This window comes from Herminiimonas sp. Marseille-P9896 (assembly GCF_903993245.1).
GTDB lineage: Bacteria > Pseudomonadota > Gammaproteobacteria > Burkholderiales > Burkholderiaceae_D > Oxalicibacterium > Oxalicibacterium contaminans.
Map to the genome: position 1 here is coordinate 316,844 of NZ_CAJEVT010000002.1, position 20,639 is coordinate 337,482.

At 55.4% G+C, this 20,639-nt stretch carries 16 protein-coding genes; 6 read left to right on the forward strand and 10 right to left on the reverse strand.

Annotation, left to right across the window (positions count from 1 at the left end):
- Positions 1-121: 121 nt before the first annotated feature.
- The 3 genes from H7U06_RS07035 to H7U06_RS07045 form a co-directional block, all read right to left on the reverse strand.
- Complete coding sequence (locus H7U06_RS07035; RefSeq protein WP_175625463.1) at positions 122-445, reverse strand: BON domain-containing protein; 324 nt, start codon at positions 443-445, stop codon at positions 122-124.
- Positions 446-739: 294 nt separating this feature from the next.
- Entirely contained in the window at positions 740-2,326 is a 1,587-nt protein-coding gene (gene gshA, locus H7U06_RS07040) for a glutamate--cysteine ligase (RefSeq protein WP_175625464.1), read from the reverse strand.
- A 184-nt stretch (positions 2,327-2,510) separates the two neighbouring features.
- Entirely contained in the window at positions 2,511-4,697 is a 2,187-nt protein-coding gene (locus tag H7U06_RS07045) for a YgiQ family radical SAM protein (RefSeq protein WP_217703456.1), read from the reverse strand.
- A gap of 391 nt (positions 4,698-5,088) precedes the next feature.
- On the opposite strand from H7U06_RS07045, the gene H7U06_RS07050 reads away from it, so the two are divergent.
- From H7U06_RS07050 to H7U06_RS07060, 3 genes are all read left to right on the forward strand, one after another.
- Positions 5,089-5,742, forward strand: coding sequence for a hypothetical protein (locus H7U06_RS07050; RefSeq protein ID WP_175625466.1), 654 nt, complete (start codon positions 5,089-5,091; stop codon positions 5,740-5,742).
- 150 nt (positions 5,743-5,892) lie between these two features.
- Entirely contained in the window at positions 5,893-6,606 is a 714-nt protein-coding gene (locus H7U06_RS07055; protein WP_175625467.1) for an rRNA pseudouridine synthase, read from the forward strand.
- Positions 6,607-7,081: 475 nt separating this feature from the next.
- On the forward strand, positions 7,082-8,803 hold the full coding sequence (locus H7U06_RS07060; protein ID WP_175625468.1) for a methyl-accepting chemotaxis protein: 1,722 nt from the start codon (positions 7,082-7,084) through the stop codon (positions 8,801-8,803).
- Between the two features lie 104 nt (positions 8,804-8,907).
- Here H7U06_RS07060 and fghA read toward each other — a convergent pair whose 3' ends face one another.
- The 5 genes from fghA to minC all read right to left on the reverse strand — a co-directional run bounded on the left by fghA (position 8,908) and on the right by minC (position 12,959).
- A complete protein-coding gene (gene fghA, locus H7U06_RS07065) occupies positions 8,908-9,753 on the reverse strand; it encodes an S-formylglutathione hydrolase (RefSeq protein ID WP_230089373.1) in 846 nt (281 codons plus the stop codon).
- Between the two features lie 10 nt (positions 9,754-9,763).
- Complete coding sequence (locus H7U06_RS07070) at positions 9,764-10,870, reverse strand: S-(hydroxymethyl)glutathione dehydrogenase/class III alcohol dehydrogenase (RefSeq protein ID WP_175625470.1); 1,107 nt, start codon at positions 10,868-10,870, stop codon at positions 9,764-9,766.
- Between the two features lie 164 nt (positions 10,871-11,034).
- Positions 11,035-11,304: a cell division topological specificity factor MinE gene (minE, locus tag H7U06_RS07075; protein WP_012079030.1), complete on the reverse strand. Its 270-nt coding sequence runs from the start codon at positions 11,302-11,304 to the stop codon at positions 11,035-11,037.
- Positions 11,305-11,306: 2 nt separating this feature from the next.
- Positions 11,307-12,122: a septum site-determining protein MinD gene (minD, locus tag H7U06_RS07080; RefSeq protein WP_012079031.1), complete on the reverse strand. Its 816-nt coding sequence runs from the start codon at positions 12,120-12,122 to the stop codon at positions 11,307-11,309.
- A gap of 39 nt (positions 12,123-12,161) precedes the next feature.
- Complete coding sequence (minC, locus tag H7U06_RS07085) at positions 12,162-12,959, reverse strand: septum site-determining protein MinC (protein WP_175625471.1); 798 nt, start codon at positions 12,957-12,959, stop codon at positions 12,162-12,164.
- A 326-nt stretch (positions 12,960-13,285) separates the two neighbouring features.
- On the opposite strand from minC, the gene H7U06_RS07090 reads away from it, so the two are divergent.
- Together H7U06_RS07090 and H7U06_RS07095 are read left to right on the forward strand one after the other, a co-directional pair.
- Positions 13,286-14,188, forward strand: a complete 903-nt coding sequence (locus tag H7U06_RS07090) for a recombination-associated protein RdgC (protein ID WP_175625472.1) — start codon at positions 13,286-13,288, stop codon at positions 14,186-14,188.
- 137 nt (positions 14,189-14,325) lie between these two features.
- A complete protein-coding gene (locus H7U06_RS07095) occupies positions 14,326-14,778 on the forward strand; it encodes a DUF2721 domain-containing protein (RefSeq protein ID WP_175625473.1) in 453 nt (150 codons plus the stop codon).
- A 64-nt stretch (positions 14,779-14,842) separates the two neighbouring features.
- On the opposite strand, the gene H7U06_RS07100 is transcribed toward H7U06_RS07095, so the two are convergent.
- Positions 14,843-15,115: an oxidative damage protection protein gene (locus H7U06_RS07100; RefSeq protein WP_012079035.1), complete on the reverse strand. Its 273-nt coding sequence runs from the start codon at positions 15,113-15,115 to the stop codon at positions 14,843-14,845.
- A 145-nt stretch (positions 15,116-15,260) separates the two neighbouring features.
- Positions 15,261-16,571: an amino-acid N-acetyltransferase gene (argA, locus tag H7U06_RS07105; protein ID WP_175625474.1), complete on the reverse strand. Its 1,311-nt coding sequence runs from the start codon at positions 16,569-16,571 to the stop codon at positions 15,261-15,263.
- Between the two features lie 85 nt (positions 16,572-16,656).
- On the opposite strand from argA, the gene hrpA reads away from it, so the two are divergent.
- Entirely contained in the window at positions 16,657-20,613 is a 3,957-nt protein-coding gene (gene hrpA / locus H7U06_RS07110) for an ATP-dependent RNA helicase HrpA (RefSeq protein WP_175625475.1), read from the forward strand.
- Positions 20,614-20,639: the final 26 nt, after the last annotated feature.

The window sequence follows — 20,639 nt, forward strand, 5'->3', positions numbered from 1 at the left end:
CTACGATACGTTGACACGCGACTTGATAATTCAAGTGGGAACTATTCCAGATCTGGAATGTCGTTGGTGTATATTTTCAGACGAAAAAGAGGCCACGAGCGTGGCCTCTTTTTTATTGCGCTTACTTGACGATCAGATTGTTTTTAACAGCCTGTACGCCTTTGACACTACGCGCAACACTGGTTGCTTTCGGAATGTCTTGTGCCTGTTTGACGAAGCCGCTCAGTTGGACTGTGCCTTTAAAGGTTTCGACATTGATCTCTGTGGCTTTTAAAGTCGGCTCATTGACGATAGCCGCTTTTACTTTGGTGGTGATCCACGAGTCATCGACGTATTCGCCTGTGCCTTCTGTTTTTGAGGTCGAAGCGCAGCCGACGACAGCGGTCAGCATAACGGCGGTAAACAATGCGGTCATCCATTTCGATTTGGATTTATTCAGGATCATAATTTACTCTCCGGTTGATTTATCAGCAGGGGACAGGTGTCCGATGCATATGGTTGGGTATCAGCTACGACGCAATCATGTCGTCGTCGATGGAGAGAGATTACTGACCTGCAATGAGGGGGTCTGTACGTTAGCGTACACAAGATCAAAATGGCAATTGCTTGCAGCTGTGCATTAAAGCTGCGTGTTAATTTTCTTGCTGCACGGAATGGTGTTTTGTTTGCAGCCATTAAAAAAGCCCCTGCACCGTGTAGTGCAGGGGCTGTCTGATCAGCTCAGTAGTCGTTCAGGACATCAGTCACACAATTGCTGTGGTGTCCTTTGATTGTATGCGGCGACAAAGGCGTCAAAGTCACCGCATTGCGCACGTTCCATTTCTTCCTGCTCGGCAATAGAAGTCTTTGCCAGCGTATCGAAATAGGCATTTTCTTCAGCATTCAAGGGACGCGCACGGAAGTATTCCGCATGTGCCACGCTTTGGCGCAAACCGAATTGCTCGAATGATTTATCGGTCGCTTGCAGTTCCGCCAGTACACGCGCCGATGGTGTCAGGCTGGCATCCAGCAGTTTTTCTTTTTGTGCTGCCAGTGCTTGCGCGTGTTGCTGGTCATTGCGCTGTGCGTCCAGCAGATCGGCGGCTGACTGTATGCGTTCCAGTAATTCCAGTCCCCAGTCCTGCAGCTTGATTGCTACGCCATCGCGTTGCAGTTGCAGGCCAGGACGACGTCCCTCCTTGACGGTGCGGGCAAAGTTTTCGGTGCGTTCACGATTGTTAGCTTCATCCGTAAACGGACTATCGTCCAGTGCGCAGAACAACAGGAAGGCATCAAGGAAACGCGAAGTCGGCAGGCTGATGCCGAGTGGTTCAAACGGATCGATATCCATGCAGCGTACTTCTATGTACTGCACACCGCGTGCGCACAATGCTTCGACCGGACGCTCGCCGCTGTTGATGACGCGCTTAGGACGGATGGTGGCGTAATACTCGTTTTCGATTTGCAGCAGATTGGTGTTGAGCTGTATCCACTCACCATCGCGGCGTGTGCCTATCGCTTCATACGCAGGGTAGGGCTGGCGTACTGCGCGTGACAGGTTGCGCATATAGCTTTCCAGATCGTTATACGGCGGCATCAGCCCCGCTTGCGCATTGTTCTGGTAGCCGAGGTCGCTCATACGCAGGCTGGTGGCGTATGGCAGGTATAGCGTGTCGTCGGACAAGGTTGCCAGTTCGTGCTGACGACCACGCAGGAAGTGCGTGGACAGTGCAGGTGAGGCTCCGAACAGATACATCAGCAACCAGCTATAGCGCTGGAAGTTGCGGATCAGTGCGATATAGCTTTCGGACTGATAAGACTTGTCATCCAGCTGGCTGGCTTCATTTTTCTTAATGACGCGCCACAAATCTTCCGACAGCGAGTAGTTGTAGTGCAGACCGGCGATGCATTGCATCGCTTTGCCATAACGTACCGCCAGGCCGCGGCGATACACATGCTTGATCATGCCGATGTGCGAAGTGCCGTACCAGGCGATAGGAATGTCGGCTTCCTCTGGCAGCGTACACGGCATGGACTGGCTCCACAGTAGTTCATGGTCCAGCTTGGCATTGGCAAAGCGGTGTATGCGATCCAGTTCTTCCAGCGCGGTAGCCACATCGTGCTCGGCCGGGGTAATGAATTCCAGCAGGGATTCGGAATAGTCGGTCGTAATTTGCGGATTGGTCAGCGCCGAGCCTAGCGCACGTGGATGCGGCCCCAGTGCGAGCTGGCCTTGCGCGTCTACGCGTAGCGTCTCCCGCTCTATGCCGCGGCGTCCCTGGTTTAGCAGGCCGCGATGCGCGTCGTCTGCGAGTAGTGCGAGTCGGCGCGTGTATAAATTGCTCAATTGGTGATCCCCTATCGATACTTCCGTCATTTCAAGCGCGGTAACTTTGGCGGAAGAATAACCGAAAATCAGAAAGGAGGTAGGACGCCGGAATTTTTGTGCAAGCGCAAATCAGCTGTTTTATCGCGCCCGTCATAGCTAAAAAACCAGTTAACAACAGGGCGGCACGGGTAACTGGAAAAGCTTACTTGCGGCCGCCACGGTTGCTGACTGTCGTTGCCTTGCGTCCCGGCCTGGCGGTGACGGTAGTGCCCTTATTGCGTGCGACCGGGGTACGGACCACGGCGGCACCTGGACGCGGCTTGTTTTGGCCGAATTTCTTCGCCAGCTGGTTAGGGCCGGGTGTTTCGCGGCGGTGCTCGGCGGCGATGATGGCACGTGACGGTGCCGCATGGCGCGGCACCAGATGATGTTCACCGCTGCCTATCAGGTCGCTGCGCCCCATGCGTTGCAAGCCTTCGCGCAGGATTTCCCAGTTTTCCGGATCGTGATAACGCAGGAAGGCTTTGTGCAGTTTGCGGATTTTGCCGGTACGTACGGTTTCTACCGCTTCCGATTCTTCCGTCACCTTGCGCAAAGGATTCTTGCGCGTGTGGTACATGGTGGTTGCCAATGCCATAGGCGTCGGCATGAAGGTCTGCACCTGGTCGAGGCGGAAATTGTTTTTCTTCAGCCACAGCGCCAGGTTCAGCATGTCTTCATCGGTGGTGCCCGGATGCGCCGCGATGAAGTAAGGGATCAGGTATTGTTCCTTGCCTGCTTCCTTCGAATATTTTTCAAACAGTTCCTTGAACTTGTCGTACGCACCCATGCCCGGCTTCATCATCTTGGACAACGGGCCTTCTTCCGAATGCTCAGGTGCGATCTTCAGCAAGCCGCCAACGTGATGCGACACCAGTTCCTTGACGTATTCAGGTGAACGCACTGCGAGGTCGTAACGCAGGCCGGAGCTGACCAGGATTTTTTTGATGCCCGGAATTGCGCGCGCCTTGCGATACAACTGGATCAGCTTGCTGTGGTCGGTGCCGAGGTTGGAGCAGATGCTCGGGTAAACGCAGGACAGGCGACGGCAGGATTCCTCGATGCGTTTATCCTTGCAGGCAAGGCGATACATATTCGCAGTCGGGCCGCCGAGGTCGGAGATGGTGCCGGTAAAGCCTTTGACCTTGTCGCGTATCAATTCGATTTCGCGCAGGATGGACGGTTCGGAACGGCTCTGGATGATGCGGCCTTCATGTTCGGTGATCGAACAGAAGGTGCAGCCGCCAAAGCAGCCGCGCATGATGTTGACCGAGAAGCGGATCATTTCCCATGCCGGTATGCGTGCCTTGCCATAGCTGGGGTGGGGCGCACGGGCATAGTTCATGTCGTACACGCCATCCATTTCATCCATCGCCAGCGGCAGCGGAGGCGGATTGAGCCAGACGTCACGTTCACCGTGTGCCTGCACCATCGCACGGGCATTACCCGGATTGGATTCGAGATGGAAGACGCGCGATGCATGCGCGTACAGCACCGGATCATCCTTGACCACTTCATATGCAGGCAGTCGTACGACTGTTTTGTTGCGCACTTCGCGTTCGGCTTGACGGCGCTCTTCGCGGCTCATGATTTTGATGACTTTGACCGCGGGTTCCGGTGGTGCTGCATTTTCAGTTTTACAGCCTTCCGGATCCTTCATCTTCATTTCATACGGATCAGGATGCGGCTCTACCTTGCCCGGCGTATCGACGCGGGTCGAGTTGGCTTCGGTCCATTCCGGTGTTGGCTTCCAGCCGGGCGGCACCATGAAGGCAGTACCGCGCAGATCACGTATCGATGAAATCGGTTCACCCGCGGCGACGCGGTGGGTGAGGTCGACCAGTGCACGTTCAGCATTGCCGAAGATCAGGATGTCGGCCTTGGAGTCAGGCAGTACCGAGCGACGTACCTTGTCCGACCAGTAATCGTAATGGGCAATGCGGCGCAGGCTGGCTTCTATGCTGCCGATGACGATATTGACGCCGGGATAGGCTTCACGTGCGCGTTGTGCGTACACCGTGACGGCGCGATCCGGGCGCTTGTTGGGTTCGCCGTGCGGTGTGTAGGCGTCGTCCGAGCGTATCTTGCGGTCGGAAGTGTAGCGATTCACCATCGAATCCATATTGCCAGCGGTGATGCCGAAATACAGGTTCGGTTTGCCGAGCGCACGGAAGGGTTCTGCCGACAGCCAGTCCGGCTGGCTGATGATGCCGACGCGGAAGCCCTGCGATTCCAGCAAACGACCGACCAGCGCCATGCCGAAGCTGGGGTGATCAATATATGCATCGCCTGTCACCAGGATCACATCGCAGCTATCCCAGCCGAGCTTGTCCATTTCTGCACGTGACATAGGCAGGAAGGGCGCGGGCTTGAGGTCGCGGCGGCGCTGGCTGGTATAGGAAAACAGGTTTTTTGGCTGTGCGCTCATGAGATGCAAAGGTGGAAACAGCGGGCCAGCTTACAAACGCCGGGACTACGCCATTTCACGTCAGGCGAGGAAGGCGACAGTATGACAGCTTTGCTGCTTGGCGACGAGGCTTAACGTCGGGTAGCACCTTGATTTACATGGATATTTTTATCTGATGTTGCTTTTGCAGCAATAAAGCGCACGACCTGTTTTGCGTGTTACTCAGCTTTTCTTGTTTTCAGCCGTTAATCCTTATACGATTGCGGCGAATTTGAATGCGGTGTTGTCAATGCGATCATTTTTTACGAATGAACTTATGAATGAAGGAGTTCACATGAGCATTAGTATTTTAAATAGTACGCAAAGACCATCGACTGCCCCTGCCACTCCAGCGCGCGAGGCTGCCCAGCGTCCGGCCGATAAAAGTGACGCCGCTGCTACCGACAAAGTCACGCTGGGCGCGCAGCCCGCAGAAGACGGCACTTACGGTGATTTGCGCAATGCCGCCAGTGCAGCTAATACCACGCAGGCACGTCCGGCGGATGTTGCGGCCATGCTGGAAGAATCGAACCGCAAGGTAAAGGAAATCATCAACCTGATCCTGCCTTTGGTCGAACAGCAAGGCCTGAACCTGGCCAAGGTCGTCAGCGGTGAGCAAAAGCTGACGACGGATGCGGCGACCATAGAGGAAGCGCAAGCTGCGATTGCGGAGGATGGTGAATTCGGTATCAAGGCAGTCGCTGAGCGCATACTGAATTTTGCCAAGAGCGTGATCGGTGGTGATCCATCCAAACTGGAAGCGATACGTGCTGCAGTTGAGAAGGGTTTCAAGGAAGCGACTGAAATGCTGGGCGGTGTTTTGCCGGAAATCAGCCAGAAAACACACAAGGCGATCATGGCTGAATTCGATCGCTGGCAAAGTGATGGCATACCTGAGACGGTCGATATTTCTGCCCAGGCAGATAGCTCGCAAGCAAAAGCAGCCTGAATACGCTTTAGCGCATCGACATAAAAGCGGCTCCCTCGTGGAGCCGTTTTCTTTTTATATTCAATCCTTTATCTGCACGTTGTGCGCTAAAAGGCTTGCAGCGACTGTGCGGCAAGCTGACAATACACCTCTTTTTCAGATTGCATGATCATGGTTGACTCTATCCGCCTCTCCAAACGTGTTGCCGAAGTACTGGCCTGCTCGCGCAGCGTCGCCGAGCAATATATAGAAGGCGGCTGGATCAGCGTGGACGGGAAGGTGATTGAGGAAGCAGGACATCGGGTAGATCCGCAGCAGCAGGTCGTGCTGGCACCGGATGCGACCCTGGTCGCGATAGCACCTGTCACCATCTTGTTGCACAAACCGGCCGGTATGGAGGCCGATGCGGTGCTGCAATGCATTACGCCGGAAAACCTCTATGCCGATGATCGTTCCGGCATCCGTTTCCTGAAAAAACACACGACAGACCTGAAGGCTACCGACCAGCTGGAAACCATGGCCAGTGGTTTGCTGGTGTTGACACAGGACTGGCACGTCGCGCGCAAGCTGGTCGACGACGTTGCCAGCATAGAGCAGGAGTACATCGCAGAAGTAAGCGGTGAGCTGGTGGTCGGTGGACTGGTGTTGCTCAACCATGGTCTGAGCATGAACCGCAAAGCTCTGGCCCCGGTCAAGGTGAGCTGGCAAAACGAGACGCGCCTGCGTTTCGCTGGCAAGGGCATACAGCGCGGCCAGATCGCATACATGTGTGAACAAGTCGGGCTGACACTGGTCGGCCTCAAGCGCATACGCATGGCGCGCATGCCGATGGCAGCTTTGCCGGTCGGCCAATGGCGTTACCTGAAAGGCTATGAGCGGTTCTGAGTCTGGCAGTCTTGTCAGATTTGCTCAGCCTTGCACAGGCTTAACTACGCTATAAAACACGCGGAGTCTTGAGTGTATATCCAGGCCTCATAGAGTCACCAAATTCACATTCCCAATGATGTTTTTCGCTGCCCGTCGCGTGGCAGGGATTTTTTTGTGCATTTATTCATATTTGTTTTTCTTATAAGCATGCACTATTTTTGTGCCTGACCATCAATATTGCTGGTTCGCTGCCGTTAATGACTTACGTATGACATGAGATTTATCTTTGTTTTCATACTTATTTTCAGAATGTCATGTTGTCGGTATTGCACTTACAAGCATGGTGGAAGATTACTCCTATTTTTTAGTGGTAATGGAAATAATGGACTTTTCCTGGTTTTGCAGATGTATGGTGTGCATCGATTTTGGTCTGGAAGATGAAATAGACACAATGTTTTTTGCATTACAAAAATAAAATATTGAAGGAGAAACGATGCGCTTCGCGAATATGAAAATAGGTGTACGGCTGGGCCTGGGTTTCGGCCTGATTTTGTTGCTGGTGGCTGCTATGGGCGCAACCGGCATCATGCGACTGGAAAATATTAATGATGCCAGCCGCAATCTGGTTGATCATTCCCTGAAAAAACAAAAGGCGGCGGAAGACTGGCTGCTGGCAACCAGTGTCAACGGCATACGTACCCTCGCCCTGGTCAAGAGTGCTGATCCGGAAACACAGCAATTCTTCCAGAAAGCAATTACCGCCCAGAGCAAGCAAATTACCGAACTCCAGAACGGTGTCGAAGCCTCGCTCGTTACCCCTGAAGAAAAGCAGCTCTTTGCCGAAGTCGGCAAGAAGCGCGCAGTCTATGTAGACCTGCGTAAAGCGATCTTTGCCGTTAAGGACAAGGGCAACGAGGCAGAAGCCAGACAGCTGATCGATAGCAAAATGATCCCGGCGCTGGATGCTTATGTAGACAGCGTGCGTGACGTGCTGGCGTATTACCAGAACGAAGTGAAACTGGCGGATCAATCGATTACAGCCGATTACGGTTCAGGTCGCATGACGCTAATCATCGGCGCCGTGATCGCATTGATACTCGGCGCATTGATCGCATGGCGTCTGACGGTAGGCATTACCCAACCATTGCAGGAAGCGCTGTCGATGGCGGAATCAGTTGCCGAAGGCGACCTGACTGCACGCAGCACCATGGTGGTGGGCGATGATGAAGCGGGTCTGTTGCTGAAAGCCTTGCGCCGCATGCAGGACAGCCTGGCCAAAACCGTCACGCAAATCCGTATGGGTACCGACACGATAGCGACCGCCTCCAGTGAAATCGCCAGCGGTAACCTGGATTTGTCGTCGCGTACCGAGCAACAAGCCAGCTCACTCGAAGAAACCGCTTCCTCGATGGAAGAACTGACTTCGACCGTAAAACAAAATGCGGACAACTCGCGTCAGGCCAATCAGTTGGCAGTGGCGGCTTCGGCAGTTGCGGTCAAGGGCGGTACGGTGGTATCGGAAGTGGTCAACACCATGGGTTCCATCAATGATTCGGCGAAGAAGATTGTCGACATCATCGGCGTGATCGATGGCATCGCCTTCCAAACCAACATCCTGGCGCTGAATGCCGCCGTCGAAGCAGCACGTGCCGGTGAACAAGGTCGTGGCTTTGCGGTAGTGGCGACCGAGGTGCGGAATCTGGCACAACGTTCGGCTGCCGCAGCGAAGGAAATCAAGGCGCTGATCGGTGACTCGGTAGAGAAAGTTGATGCCGGTAGCAAGCTGGTGGCGGAAGCGGGTACCACCATGGACGAGATCGTCGACGGCGTGAAACGCGTGGCCGACATCATGGCAGAAATTACTGCAGCCAGCCAGGAACAAAGCGACGGTATCGAGCAGGTGAACCAGGCTATCGGCCAGATGGATCAGGTCACCCAGCAAAATGCCGCATTGGTGGAAGAAGCGGCGGCTGCTGCTGAATCGCTGCAGGATCAGGCGCGCAACCTGGCGCAGGCGGTCAGCGTATTCCAGATCGGTAGTGGCTATGCAGCGGGACATGTGGCTGCACCGCGTACGGTACAGTCGACCGCAGTACGTGCTCCGGCACCTGTAGCTGCAGTGACGCGCGCACCGGCACCCGTTGCTGAAACAAGAAAAGCTGCGCCGAGCAAGGCAGCAGTGCCGGGCAATAACGACGACTGGGAAGAGTTTTAAGCAGTCGTTCGTAAGCCGGTAATGCAAAAAGGGAGGGACAGAAATTCTGTCCCTCCCTTTTTTATTTATCTCGCAGAACCTTGCGTGCGTCCTGCTATTTCAGCCTACTTATTCAGGATCGCGCTGTGATAGGCGATGTGATCCTGCATGAAGGTCGAAATGAAATAGTAGTTGTGGTCGTAACCGCGATGACGACGCAGGGTCAGCGGTTGATCGGCGGCCCAGCACGCGGCCTCGAATTGATGTGGCAGCAATTCCGTATCCAGGAATTGATCGTCCAGGCCCTGGTCGATCAGGATGCCTTGTGGGAATGGCGTCTTGCGAGCCCGCATCAGCGCGCTGGCGTCATGATCCAGCCAGGTGCTGCGGTCTGCGCCCAGGTAGTTGGAGAATGCCTTCTCACCCCAAGGGCACTGGCTAGGCGCAGTGATAGGCGCAAATGCGGAAACCGATTTGTAGATGTCCGGATTTTTCAAGGCCAGCGTCAGTGCGCCATGACCACCCATCGAATGACCGAACACACCGATGCGGTCGGCGAGGGCAGGGAAGTTACTGATGATGGTATTGCGCAATTCATGCACGACATACGAGTACATGCGGAAATGATCCGACCACGGTGCTTGTGTGGCGTCGATATAGAAACCTGCGCCATGGCCGAAATCCCAGGCGTCGCTGGCACCCTTGATGCCGGTGCGGCGTGGACTGGTATCCGGCGAGACCAGCATGATGCCGTGCTCAGCCGCGTAGCGCTGTGCGCCACCCTTGATCATGAAGGTTTCTTCGGTACAGGTCAGTCCGGCCAGATAGAACAGCACCGGTACTTTCTTGTGCTTCGCCTGTGGCGGCTGGTACACCGAAAAAGTCATCGGCAAGCCGGTCTCTTTCGATTGTTGTTTATAAAATCCTTGTACGCCATCAAAGCATACGTGTTGGCTGATCAGTTCCACCATCTTCCCCGTATTAGTAAATAACAACCGAGCGTATCGATTCACCGCTCTTCATCAAGTCAAAACCTTCATTGATCCGGTCCAGCGGCAGCGTGTGCGTGATCAGATCATCGATATTCAGTTTACCTTCCATGTACCAGTCGACAATCTTCGGTACGTCGGTGCGGCCACGTGCGCCGCCGAAAGCGGAGCCTTTCCATTCCCGACCGGTTACCAGTTGGAATGGACGGGTGCTGATTTCTGCACCGGCTTCAGCCACGCCGATCACGATCGATTGGCCCCAGCCCTTGTGGCAGCATTCCAGCGCCTGGCGCATGGTGTGTACATTGCCTATGCATTCGAAGCTGTAGTCTGCGCCGCCGTCGGTCAATTGCACGATCGCGTCAACTACGTTTTCGACTTTGCTCGGATTGATGAAATGCGTCATGCCGAATTTGCGTGCCATTGCTTCACGCGCCGGATTCAAATCAACACCGATAATCTTGTCGGCGCCTACCATCTTGGCAGCCTGGATCACGTTGAGGCCGATACCGCCGAGGCCGAATACGACTACATTCGCGCCAGCTTCCACTTTCGCGGTGAACAGTACGGCGCCTACACCAGTGGTGACGCCGCAACCGATGTAGCAGACTTTATCGAACGGCGCGTCTTCGCGGATTTTCGCCAGAGCGATTTCCGGTACCACGATGTAGTTCGAGAAGGTCGAGGTGCCCATGTAGTGGAACAGCGGCTTGCCATCGATGGAGAAGCGGCTGGTTGCATCCGGCATCAGGCCGCGACCCTGGGTTGAGCGGATTTTTTGGCACAGATTGGTTTTGCGCGACAGGCAGAATTTGCATTCGCGGCATTCCGGTGTGTAGAGCGGAATGACGTGGTCGTCTTTCTTCAGGCTCTTTACGCCCGGACCGACTTCGACCACCACGCCCGCGCCTTCATGGCCGAGGATGGCAGGGAAGATGCCTTCAGGATCGGCACCTGAAAGGGTGTAGTAATCGGTATGGCAAATGCCGGTGGCTTTGATCTCGACCAGCACTTCGCCTTCACGTGGACCACCCAGTTCCACTTCTTCGATAGTCAGCGGTTGTCCTGCTTTCCAGGCGACGGCGGCTTTGGTTTTCATGGTGGGGTCTCACTTAATAAAGGAGGTGAAATGATACGTCATCTGCGGGCAGGCTGACGGCGCTGCTATTTTTTTGACACTGCGGGAGAAATTACCGGATTCCGGGCTGGCCGGAATCCGCTATCAAACGTAATAGACGTAATCAGTGATGAGTACGGCCCGGATTACTTGACTGCTTCAATTGCGTCGTCAGGCAGCACGACGTTGACGTCCAGGACTTCCAGGTTGCCCTGGCTGTTGAGCGAGATCTTGATGTCGTCAGGATTGACCTTGACGTACTTCGAGATCACCGCGATCAGTTCCTGATGCAGCGCAGGCAGGAAGTCGGGACCGGCACGACCATTGCGCTCACGCGCGATGATGATCTGCAAGCGTTCCTTGGCTGCACTCGCAGTCTTCGGCTTGCTATTGAAGAGAAAAGACAAAAGCGCCATGATTACTTACCTCCAAAAATTCTCTGCAGAAAGCCAGGTTTTTCGTAGTCGGTAAATCGCAGCGGAACGTCTTCTCCGAGGAAACGCGAGACGACATCTTTATATGCTTCCGAAACTTCACTGCCTTCAATATGGATAGCCGGATTGCCTGCGTTCGATGCGTGCAGGACGGATTCCGATTCAGGGATGATGCCGACCAGCGGTATGCGCAGGATTTCCTGCACGTCGGTGTAGGACAGCATTTCACCCGCTTCTACGCGCTTAGGTACATAGCGGGTAATCAGCAGGTGTTCCTTGACTGGTTCGCCGCCATTCAGTGCGCGACGCGATTTGGCCTGGATGATGCCGAGGATGCGATCCGAATCGCGTACCGACGACACTTCAGGATTGGTGACGATGATGGCTTCGTCAGCAAAGGTCAGCGCCATCACGGCACCGTGTTCGATACCTGCAGGCGAATCGCAGATGATGAATTCGAAGTCCATTGCAGCGAGGTCTTGCAGCACGCGTTCTACGCCGTCTTCGCTCAATGCATCCTTGTCGCGGGTTTGCGAAGCAGGCAGCACGAACAGGTTGTCGCAGTGCTTGTCCTTGATCAGTGCCTGGTTCAGCGTTGCTTCTTTGTTGACGACATTGATCAGGTCATACACCACGCGGCGTTCGCAGCCCATGATCAAATCGAGGTTACGCAGGCCGACGTCAAAGTCGATGACGACTGTTTTATGTCCGCGCATGGCCAAACCAGATGCAAAGCTTGCGCTCGAGGTCGTTTTGCCGACGCCGCCTTTACCTGACGTTACAACGATGATTTTTGCCAAAGGAAACCCCTTTCGTTATTTATTAGAACTGCTAAGTTATTATGCCGCTGCCTTGATAGGCAGCATGTCGATACGATCGCCAACCAGGCGGACTTGCGTCGCCTGTTGTGCGCGATCCTGTGGAAAGCCATTTTCAAAAGTGCGATACATGCCAGCGATGGACACCAGTTCGGCTTCCATGCTGAGGGTGAAAATACGTGCTTCGGTATTGCCGCTGGCACCAGCCAGCGCGCGCCCACGCAGCGGCGCGTAAATATGGATGCTGCCGTCAGCAATGACTTCGGCGCCATTGTTGACTGCGGCAGTGATGATCAGGTCGGCACCACGCGCATAAATGCGCTGACCGGCACGTACCGGGGTATCGACGATCATGGTGTTGGCCGCGAACTGGGTCGCAGCCGGAGCAGGGGCCGCGGTTTGCACCACGACTGGTTCCGGTTCGGCGACAGCGACTGGCGGTGCCAGTTCGATTTCAGCTTGCTGCGGTGTGCTCGGTGCTGCCGCAGCACGTTCCTTGACCGAACCATCCAGGCTCAGGCCGTGTGCCAGTACTTCGCTCGCCATTTCCGGCGTCGCATTGCGTACTGCTACGGCGTTCAGGCGATACGATTTGAGCAGGGCGGTAATGGCTGGCCAGTCGATGACCTGGCCCGCAGGTTCGAGTGAGCCGACGTCGATCACAGCGAATTCATCATCAAAGAAGTCGGCGTTGCCGCCGGTCATTTCCTGCATGGCTGCATCGAGCACGGCGAGGTTGGCATCACGCAGGATGGCCGAGACGGCGACGACGGTGGAAATCTTGATTTCGATCGGCTTGCGAGATGGGCTTTTGGACATTGGGATGATAATTATTGATGCTGTGTACTTAAAAAATCCGTAATCAATTTCTGGCTATCAAGCTTGCCCGTGCGTGCTGCATCGTGCAGGGCTGGCGGCCAGATGATAAGTGAGCGCTATTATACCCGTTACCGTGAGTGTTTCCGCGGTGTTTGCCAGCAGAAGATGGCATTTTTACGAGCTTTCCCGCAGGTAATCACGGATCTTGTTCTGGCCGCGCCTTATCCGGTTTTGCCGCCTGGTATGCCCGCCGTTTTATGAAATTTTGTGTGCGGCAGAGCAGGGTGTCGCGTGTAGAATAGCCCCTTTTTTTGCCGGGGCTAGCCATGTGGTTCAAGAATCTTCAGATATATCGTCTTCCTGCGCCGTGGGCCATTACAGCAGAACAATTGGCGGCTGATCTCGCGCCGCACGCATTCCAGCCTTGCTCCAGCCTGGAAATGCAAAGCCAGGGCTGGGTTTCACCACGCGAAAACGGCGAGCTGGTATACGCACTGAACAAACAAATGCTGCTCTTGCTCGGTACCGAGAAGAAGCTGTTGCCGACTACCGTGATTAACCAGGTCACCAAGATCAAGGCAGCAGAAATCGAAGAGCAGCAAGGCTTCAAGCCGGGCCGCAAGCAAATGAAGGAACTCAAGGAAGAGGTCATCGACGACCTGTTGCCGCGTGCCTTCAGCGTTTGGCGTCAGACCTGGGTCTGGATTGATCCGGTCAATGGCTGGATGGTGGTGGATGCCGGCAGCCCGGCCAAGGCCGACGAAGTGATCAAGCTGCTGGTCAAATCGGTCGACAAATTGCCGCTGGAAACGCTGCACGTTGCTCTATCGCCGGTTACCGCCATGACGGAATGGCTGGCGGCAGATATCGCGCCGCATGGTTTCACCGTGGATCAGGACACCGAATTACGCGCCACCAGCGAAGGCAAGGCGACTGTGCGTTATGTCCGCCACACGCTGGAGCCGGAAGATGTGCGTCGCCATATCGCTTCCGGCAAGCAATGTACGCGTCTGGCCATGACCTGGGCCGACAAGATTTCGTTTGTGTTGACTGAATCGCTGACCATCAAGCGCGTGACGCCGTTGGACGTGCTCAAGGAAAATGCAGAAACCAGCTCGCAAAATGATGATGAACGCTTCGATTCCGACATCATGCTGATGACCGGTGAACTGAGCCAGATGCTGGGCGACCTGGTGGTGGCACTGGGTGGCGAAGTCGAGAAAAAATAATATATAGGGGCGGGGATCGGCTTTTGCCCGTCTCTTGCCTGTCGCGGCCTGCTTCAGGCATGATATCGTGGTGTTAACAGGGCGTTATACGGCCTGTGCCACTACATTTATCCCGTTTAATTTTTTAGAGTACTGCCATGGAAATTCAAGTCGGGGATATAGGCCACATTATCCAGTTATCGGTCGCGCCGGTGTTCTTGCTCACCGGCGTCGGTACCAACCTGATGGTCCTGACCAATCGTCTGGGCCGGATTACTGATCGCTCACGTGTATTGGAAGACAAATTGCGTACGGTGGATCCTATCCATCATGCGGATCTGAACGCAGAACTGGTGACCCTGTATCCGCGGGCGCACCTGATCAATCGCGCGATTGTGCTGAGTACTGCGTGCGCACTGATGGTCAGCCTGGTCATCATCTCGCTATTCCTCGGCGATGCACTCAGCATAGAGTTATCCAAGTTCATCGCGGTCTTCTTCATCATGGCCATGTTGTGCCTGGTATCCAGCTTCGTCATGCTCTTGCGTGAGATTTTGGCTGCGACGGGTTCCCTGTATGAACGCAGGATAGAACCGATAGCGCGTCCGTGATTTTTACGCTCGCATGCAAATAAAAAAGCCCGCGATTTGCGGGCTTTTTTGTGTCTGAAACAAATCAGTAGGTTGGTGGCACGTAACCTTGTGCTGCATCGGCACCGTCGCCGAAGAAGTGTTTTTCCATTTGCGTTGCCAGGTATTTACGGGCGCGTACGTCGGCCAGGTTCAGGCGGTTTTCATTGACCAGCATGGTCTGGTGTTTGAGCCAGGCAGCCCACGCTTCTTTCGATACGGTTTCGTAAATACGTTTGCCCAACTCGCCCGGGTACGGTGGGAAGTCCAGGCCTTCCGCTTCCTTGTCGAGTTTGATGCAATGAATCATGCGTGTCATGGTGCTGTCCTTTTCTATAGCCGCATCGCGTTGCCGTTCAGGTCACGCGGGTACGGCGGGTGTTGATAAGTGTTGATTATCCATCTCGTCGCGTCAGGGGCTTAAGCACCCGGCGCGCCGACATATATCGGGTAAGAAGGCGACATTATAGGTTTTTCGTGAAAACCAGTGATTTTCGCTGCCAGTTATACATTTGCTGACGATTTTTCGGCAGGCTGTCCACGGTCGCCGGGACGAAGCCGCGTTTCAGGAACCAGTGTGCGGTACGGGTCGTCAGCACGAACAGTTTCTTCAGGCCAGCGGCACGGGCGCGGTTTTCCATATGCTTGAGCAAACGCTCGCCATCGCCTTGCGTCTGCACTTCCGGATTGACGATCAGGCAAGCCATCTCGGCCATTTTTTCTGCCGGGAAAGGGTAGAGCGCAGCGCAGGCGAAGATCACGCCGTCATGCTCGATGACGGAGAAGTAATCAATTTCGCGTTCTATCAGTTCGCGACCACGCTTGACCAGCGTACCGTCGGCTTCATACGGCTCGATCAGTTTCAGGATACCGCCGACGTCTTCAATCGTCGCATCACGCAGGCTTTCCAGGTTCTCGAAAGAAACCATGGTGCCGACGCCATCATGCGTAAACAATTCCAGCAAGGCTGAGCCATCGGTAGAGTACGGCACGATGTGCGCACGCGGCACGCCAGCGTTACAGGCTTGCATCGCATGTTGCAAATAGAAGGCGGCGTCGGCTGGCACGCAGTCGTGCTGTAGTACTGCGTCGACCTGGTGCGATGACAGCTCATGGATATCGGCCCCGGCCATATCCTTGATCATTGGTGTTTCGGTGATGAAAATCAGTTTGTCGGCGCGCAGCGCGACGGCGGCATTCACCGCAACGTCTTCCATCGTCAGGTTGAAAATTTCGCCGGTAGGCGAGAAACCGAGTGGCGACAACAAGACCAGGCCACCGGCATTCAGGATGGGGTGGATGGCTTCATACGCGATCTTGCGCGTAACGCCTGTTAATTCCAGGTCTACGCCGTCTATGATGCCGACCGGACGAGCGGTGACGAAGTTGCCGGAAATAATGCGGATCGCGGCATGCGCCATCGGTGTATTCGGCAAGCCCTGGCTGAAAGCAGCTTCGATATCGAGGCGCAATTCACCGGCCGCTTCTTTCGCGCACTCCAGCGCAGCGGCGTCGGTAATCCGTACGCCGTCGTGGAAACGCGCTTCGACGTGGCGCAGCGCCAGTTGTTCTTCGACTTGCGGGCGTGAGCCATGCACGATGACGACCTTGATGCCGAGCGCGTGCAGCAGGGACAGATCCTGTGCCAGCACCGGCAGCGCGCCATCCTTGACCAGTTCACCCGGAAAGGCGACCACAAAGGTCTTGCCGCGAAAGGCGTGGATGTACGGCGCGACCGAACGCAGCCACTGGACGAATTGATCTTGGTTTTCCATGAGACGCATTATAACCACGGCAACCCGTATCGATTGTGCGAACTGACGACGAAATGCGACACTGCTCTGTATAATTCTGCCCTACATGTCCGCTCCAGAATCCAAGTCCAAGCCGGGTGCTCCATCCCGGCGTCCTGCGCCCCGGGCACAGGCTCCATCCGCTCCGCCGGTACGCAACCCTTTGCCGGCGATCAGCTTTCCCGAAGAGCTGCCGGTTTCCGGCAAGCGCGACGATATCGCGCGCGCGATCCAAAACAACCAGGTCATCATCGTCAGCGGTGAAACCGGCTCCGGCAAAACCACGCAATTGCCGAAGATTTGCCTGGAGCTCGGGCGCGGCCTGAACGGCCTGATCGGTCACACCCAACCACGTCGTATCGCGGCGTCATCGACTGCCAAGCGCATTGCGCAGGAAATCGGTACGCCGCTGGGCGAGCACGTCGGCTTCAAGGTGCGCTTCAACGACACCCTGACCAAGGGTGCGTGGATCAAGCTGATGACCGATGGTATTTTGCTGGCGGAAACGCAAACTGATCCGCTGCTGCGTCAGTACGACACCATCATCATCGATGAGGCGCATGAACGCAGCCTGAACATCGACTTTCTGCTCGGCTACCTGAAGCAGTTGTTGCCCAAGCGTCCCGACCTGAAAGTGATCATCACCTCGGCGACTATCGATGCCGATCGCTTTGCGCGCCACTTTGGCAGCAACGGCAAGCTGGCACCAGTGATAGAAGTGTCAGGTCGTTTATATCCGGTTGAGGTGCGTTATCGCCCGGTCGAGCCGTTTGACAAGAATGCCGATAGCAACCCGAATGCAACCTCGGATGCAGCGGCAGCACGACGCTCCGCACTCGCTGCCAAGGAACGCGGTCAGCGCGACCTGATGGATGCTGTGGTAGATGCAGTTGATGAACTGGCGCGTATAGGTTCCGGTGATGTGCTGGTGTTCCTGCCCGGCGAGCGCGAGATACGCGATGCTGCTGAGGCATTGCGCAAGCATCATCCGCCGCATGTCGAAATCCTGCCGCTGTTTGCCCGTCTGTCGGTGCAGGAGCAGGAGCGTGTATTCAAGATATCGAATGCACGTCGTATCGTGCTGGCTACCAACGTCGCCGAAACGTCGCTGACTGTGCCTGGTATCCGCTTTGTGGTCGATGCCGGGCTGGCACGCGTCAAGCGCTACAGCTATCGGAATAAGGTTGAGCAGCTGCAGATAGAACCGATTGCACAATCGGCAGCGAACCAGCGCGCCGGTCGTTGTGGTCGTGTCTCGGCTGGTGTCTGTATCCGTCTGTATGACGAACAGGATTATTTGCTGCGACCTAAATTCACCGAGCCGGAAATCCTGCGCTCGTCGCTGGCTTCCGTCATCCTGCGCATGAAGTCGCTGCATCTGACCGATGTGGAAACTTTTCCCTTCATCGAACCGCCGCTGGGCCGTGCGATCGCAGACGGTTATCAGTTGCTGCAAGAGTTGGGCGCAGTGGATGATGAAAACAAGCTGACACGCCTGGGTCGTGAACTCGCCAAACTGCCACTGGACCCGCGCGTAGGGCGCATGATCCTGGCGGCGAAAGACAATGTCTGCCTGAGTGAAGTGCTGATCATTGCTGCCGCCTTGTCGGTGCAAGACCCGCGTGACCGGCCGATGGAAGCACAGGCTGCGGCGGACAATGCGCACAAAAAATTCGCCGATGAAAAATCGGAATTCAGCAGCTATCTGAAAATCTGGAAATGGTTTGAAGATGCGATCGCGCACAAGAAATCGAATCGCTTGTTGCAGGAAGAGTGCCGTGCCAACTTCCTGTCGCAATTACGCCTGCGTGAATGGCGCGATGTGCATTCGCAGTTGCTGACTATTGTGCGCGAGCAGGGCTGGCGCCTGAACGAAGCACCGGCTACCTATGAACAGTTGCACACCGCACTGTTGACCGGTTTGCTCGGCAATATCGGCTTCAAGGCTGAGGATGAGCCGCATTACCTAGGTGCCCGCGGTATCAAATTCCATATCTGGCCGGGTTCCAGCCTGATCAAAAAAGCAGGCAAATGGGTGATGGCGGCCGAGCTGGTCGACACCACGCGCCTGTATGCACGCTGCATCGCGCAGATACAGCCGGAATGGCTGGAGCGTGTGGCCGGTCATTTGCTGAAGAAATCCTATGGCGAACCGCGCTGGGAAAAACGTACGGCTCAGGTATCCGCCTATGAGCGTGCGACTCTTTACGGCCTCGTGGTGTATAGCCAGCGTCGCATCCAGTACGGCCTGATCAATCCTTCCGATGCGCGTGAAATCTTTATTCGTGATGCACTGGTCGGCGGTGACTTTGAAACGCGCGCGCCTTTCTTTGCGCATAACCACAAGCTGGTGCGCGAGATAGAAAACCTCGAACACAAATCACGTCGCCTCGACGTGCTGGTCGATGATGAGCTGATCGCCGCGTTCTACGACAAGCTGATCCCGGCTGATGTCCACAATGGCATCAGCTTCGAGAAGTGGCACAAGGATGCGACGGCCAAAGAGCCGAAGTTGCTCTACCTGAATCGCGATGACCTGATGCGGCATGAAGCAGCCGGTGTCACCACCGAGCTATTCCCGAAAGTGATGAATGTCGCTGGCGTCGATATGGCCTTGTCCTATCACTTCGAGCCGGGTACGCCGCGTGATGGCGTAACGCTGGCGGTTCCGTTGTATGCGCTGAACCAGGTGTCGGCTGATCGTTGCGAATGGCTGGTGCCGGGCATGCTGAAGGAAAAAGTGCATCTGCTGCTGAAGTCCTTGCCGCAAAAGCTGCGTCGTCATTGCGTACCATTGCCGGATTACGCGGCTGGTTTCTGTGATCGCGTACAGGAAGCCCATGCCTTCGGCAAAGGCAGTCTGCTGGATGCAGTGATTGCTGACGTACGTGAACAAACCGGCATCGCCAGCAAAACCACAGACTACAAACTGGAAACCTTGTCCGCCCATCAATTCATGAATTTCAAGGTGATCGATGAGCATGGACGCCAGCTGGAGATGGGACGCAACCTCGGAGCTTTGCGCGCAGAATTTGGCGGCCAGGCACGTGAAAGTTTCCAGCGTATCGCTGAGAAAACCGCAACGCCGGTGACGTCGAATGTGCAGCCGCAGGCGGCAGCCGGCGGTAAGGCAATAGCGCCTGTTGCGAATAACAAGGCTGCGCCTGCGGCGGCTGGCATCCATCAAAACCTGACCAGCTGGACCTTTGGTGAATTGCCCGAGTTGCTGGAGATCCAGCGCGGCAAACAGACACTGATCGGTTTCCCGGCGCTGGTGGAAAAAGGTGCGCATTGCGATCTGGAAGTGTTTGATGATCCGGATGAAGCAGCACGCGTGCACCGCATAGGCTTGCGTCGCTTGCTGGCTTTGCAACTGAAGGAACAGCTGAAGTATCTGGAAAAGAATGTGCCTGGCTTGCAGCAAATGGGCATGCAATTCATGGCGCTGGGTACGCAGGAAGAGTTGCGCGACCAGATCATCCACGCCGGACTGGAACGCGCCTGCCTGCAGGAACCGTTGCCTAAGAATGCCGAGCAATTCAATGCACGCAAGGATGAAGGAAAATCACGCCTCGGTTTGCTGGTGAATGAGATCGCACGCCTGGTAGGCCTGATCCTGACCGAATACCATGCGTTGCCGAAGAAGCTGCAAACGGTAAAAGCACATGCACAGGCCGTGGCCGATCTTCAGTCGCAACTGCAAGGTCTGGTTGGCAAGCGCTTCATCGCCGACAACGATTACAGCAATCTCACGCATTTCCCGCGCTACCTGAAAGCCATCAATGTGCGTATCGATAAATTGCGCGCCGATCCGGCACGTGATGCACGCTCGATGGCCGAGTGGCAGCAGGCGGCGGCATCGTGGCAGCGTGCGCTGAAAGAGCGGCACGGCGATCCGAAAATGACGGAGTTCCGCTGGTTGCTGGAAGAGTTGCGGGTGTCCCTGTTTGCGCAGGAATTGCGTACGCCTATGCCGGTATCGGTCAAGCGTTTGCAAAAGGTGTGGGAATCTATGCAGCGCTAAGTTTCGGGTTTCAGGTATTCGATATT

Bases quoted from the DNA above. Each gene is read 5' to 3' on its own strand.
- H7U06_RS07045 (WP_217703456.1), bottom strand. From the start codon at position 4,697: ATGTCACGTGCAGAAATGGACAAGCTCGGCTGGGATAGCTGCGATGTG.
- H7U06_RS07050 (WP_175625466.1), top strand. From the start codon at position 5,089: ATGAGCATTAGTATTTTAAATAGTACGCAAAGACCATCGACTGCCCCT.
- H7U06_RS07095 (WP_175625473.1), top strand. From the start codon at position 14,326: ATGGAAATTCAAGTCGGGGATATAGGCCACATTATCCAGTTATCGGTC.
- H7U06_RS07090 (WP_175625472.1), top strand. From the start codon at position 13,286: ATGTGGTTCAAGAATCTTCAGATATATCGTCTTCCTGCGCCGTGGGCC.
- minE (WP_012079030.1), bottom strand. From the start codon at position 11,304: ATGGCGCTTTTGTCTTTTCTCTTCAATAGCAAGCCGAAGACTGCGAGT.
- argA (WP_175625474.1), bottom strand. From the start codon at position 16,571: ATGGAAAACCAAGATCAATTCGTCCAGTGGCTGCGTTCGGTCGCGCCG.
- H7U06_RS07060 (WP_175625468.1), top strand. From the start codon at position 7,082: ATGCGCTTCGCGAATATGAAAATAGGTGTACGGCTGGGCCTGGGTTTC.
- minC (WP_175625471.1), bottom strand. From the start codon at position 12,959: ATGTCCAAAAGCCCATCTCGCAAGCCGATCGAAATCAAGATTTCCACC.
- H7U06_RS07070 (WP_175625470.1), bottom strand. From the start codon at position 10,870: ATGAAAACCAAAGCCGCCGTCGCCTGGAAAGCAGGACAACCGCTGACT.
- H7U06_RS07055 (WP_175625467.1), top strand. From the start codon at position 5,893: ATGGTTGACTCTATCCGCCTCTCCAAACGTGTTGCCGAAGTACTGGCC.
- H7U06_RS07035 (WP_175625463.1), bottom strand. From the start codon at position 445: ATGATCCTGAATAAATCCAAATCGAAATGGATGACCGCATTGTTTACC.
- H7U06_RS07100 (WP_012079035.1), bottom strand. From the start codon at position 15,115: ATGACACGCATGATTCATTGCATCAAACTCGACAAGGAAGCGGAAGGC.
- fghA (WP_230089373.1), bottom strand. From the start codon at position 9,753: ATGGTGGAACTGATCAGCCAACACGTATGCTTTGATGGCGTACAAGGA.
- hrpA (WP_175625475.1), top strand. From the start codon at position 16,657: ATGTCCGCTCCAGAATCCAAGTCCAAGCCGGGTGCTCCATCCCGGCGT.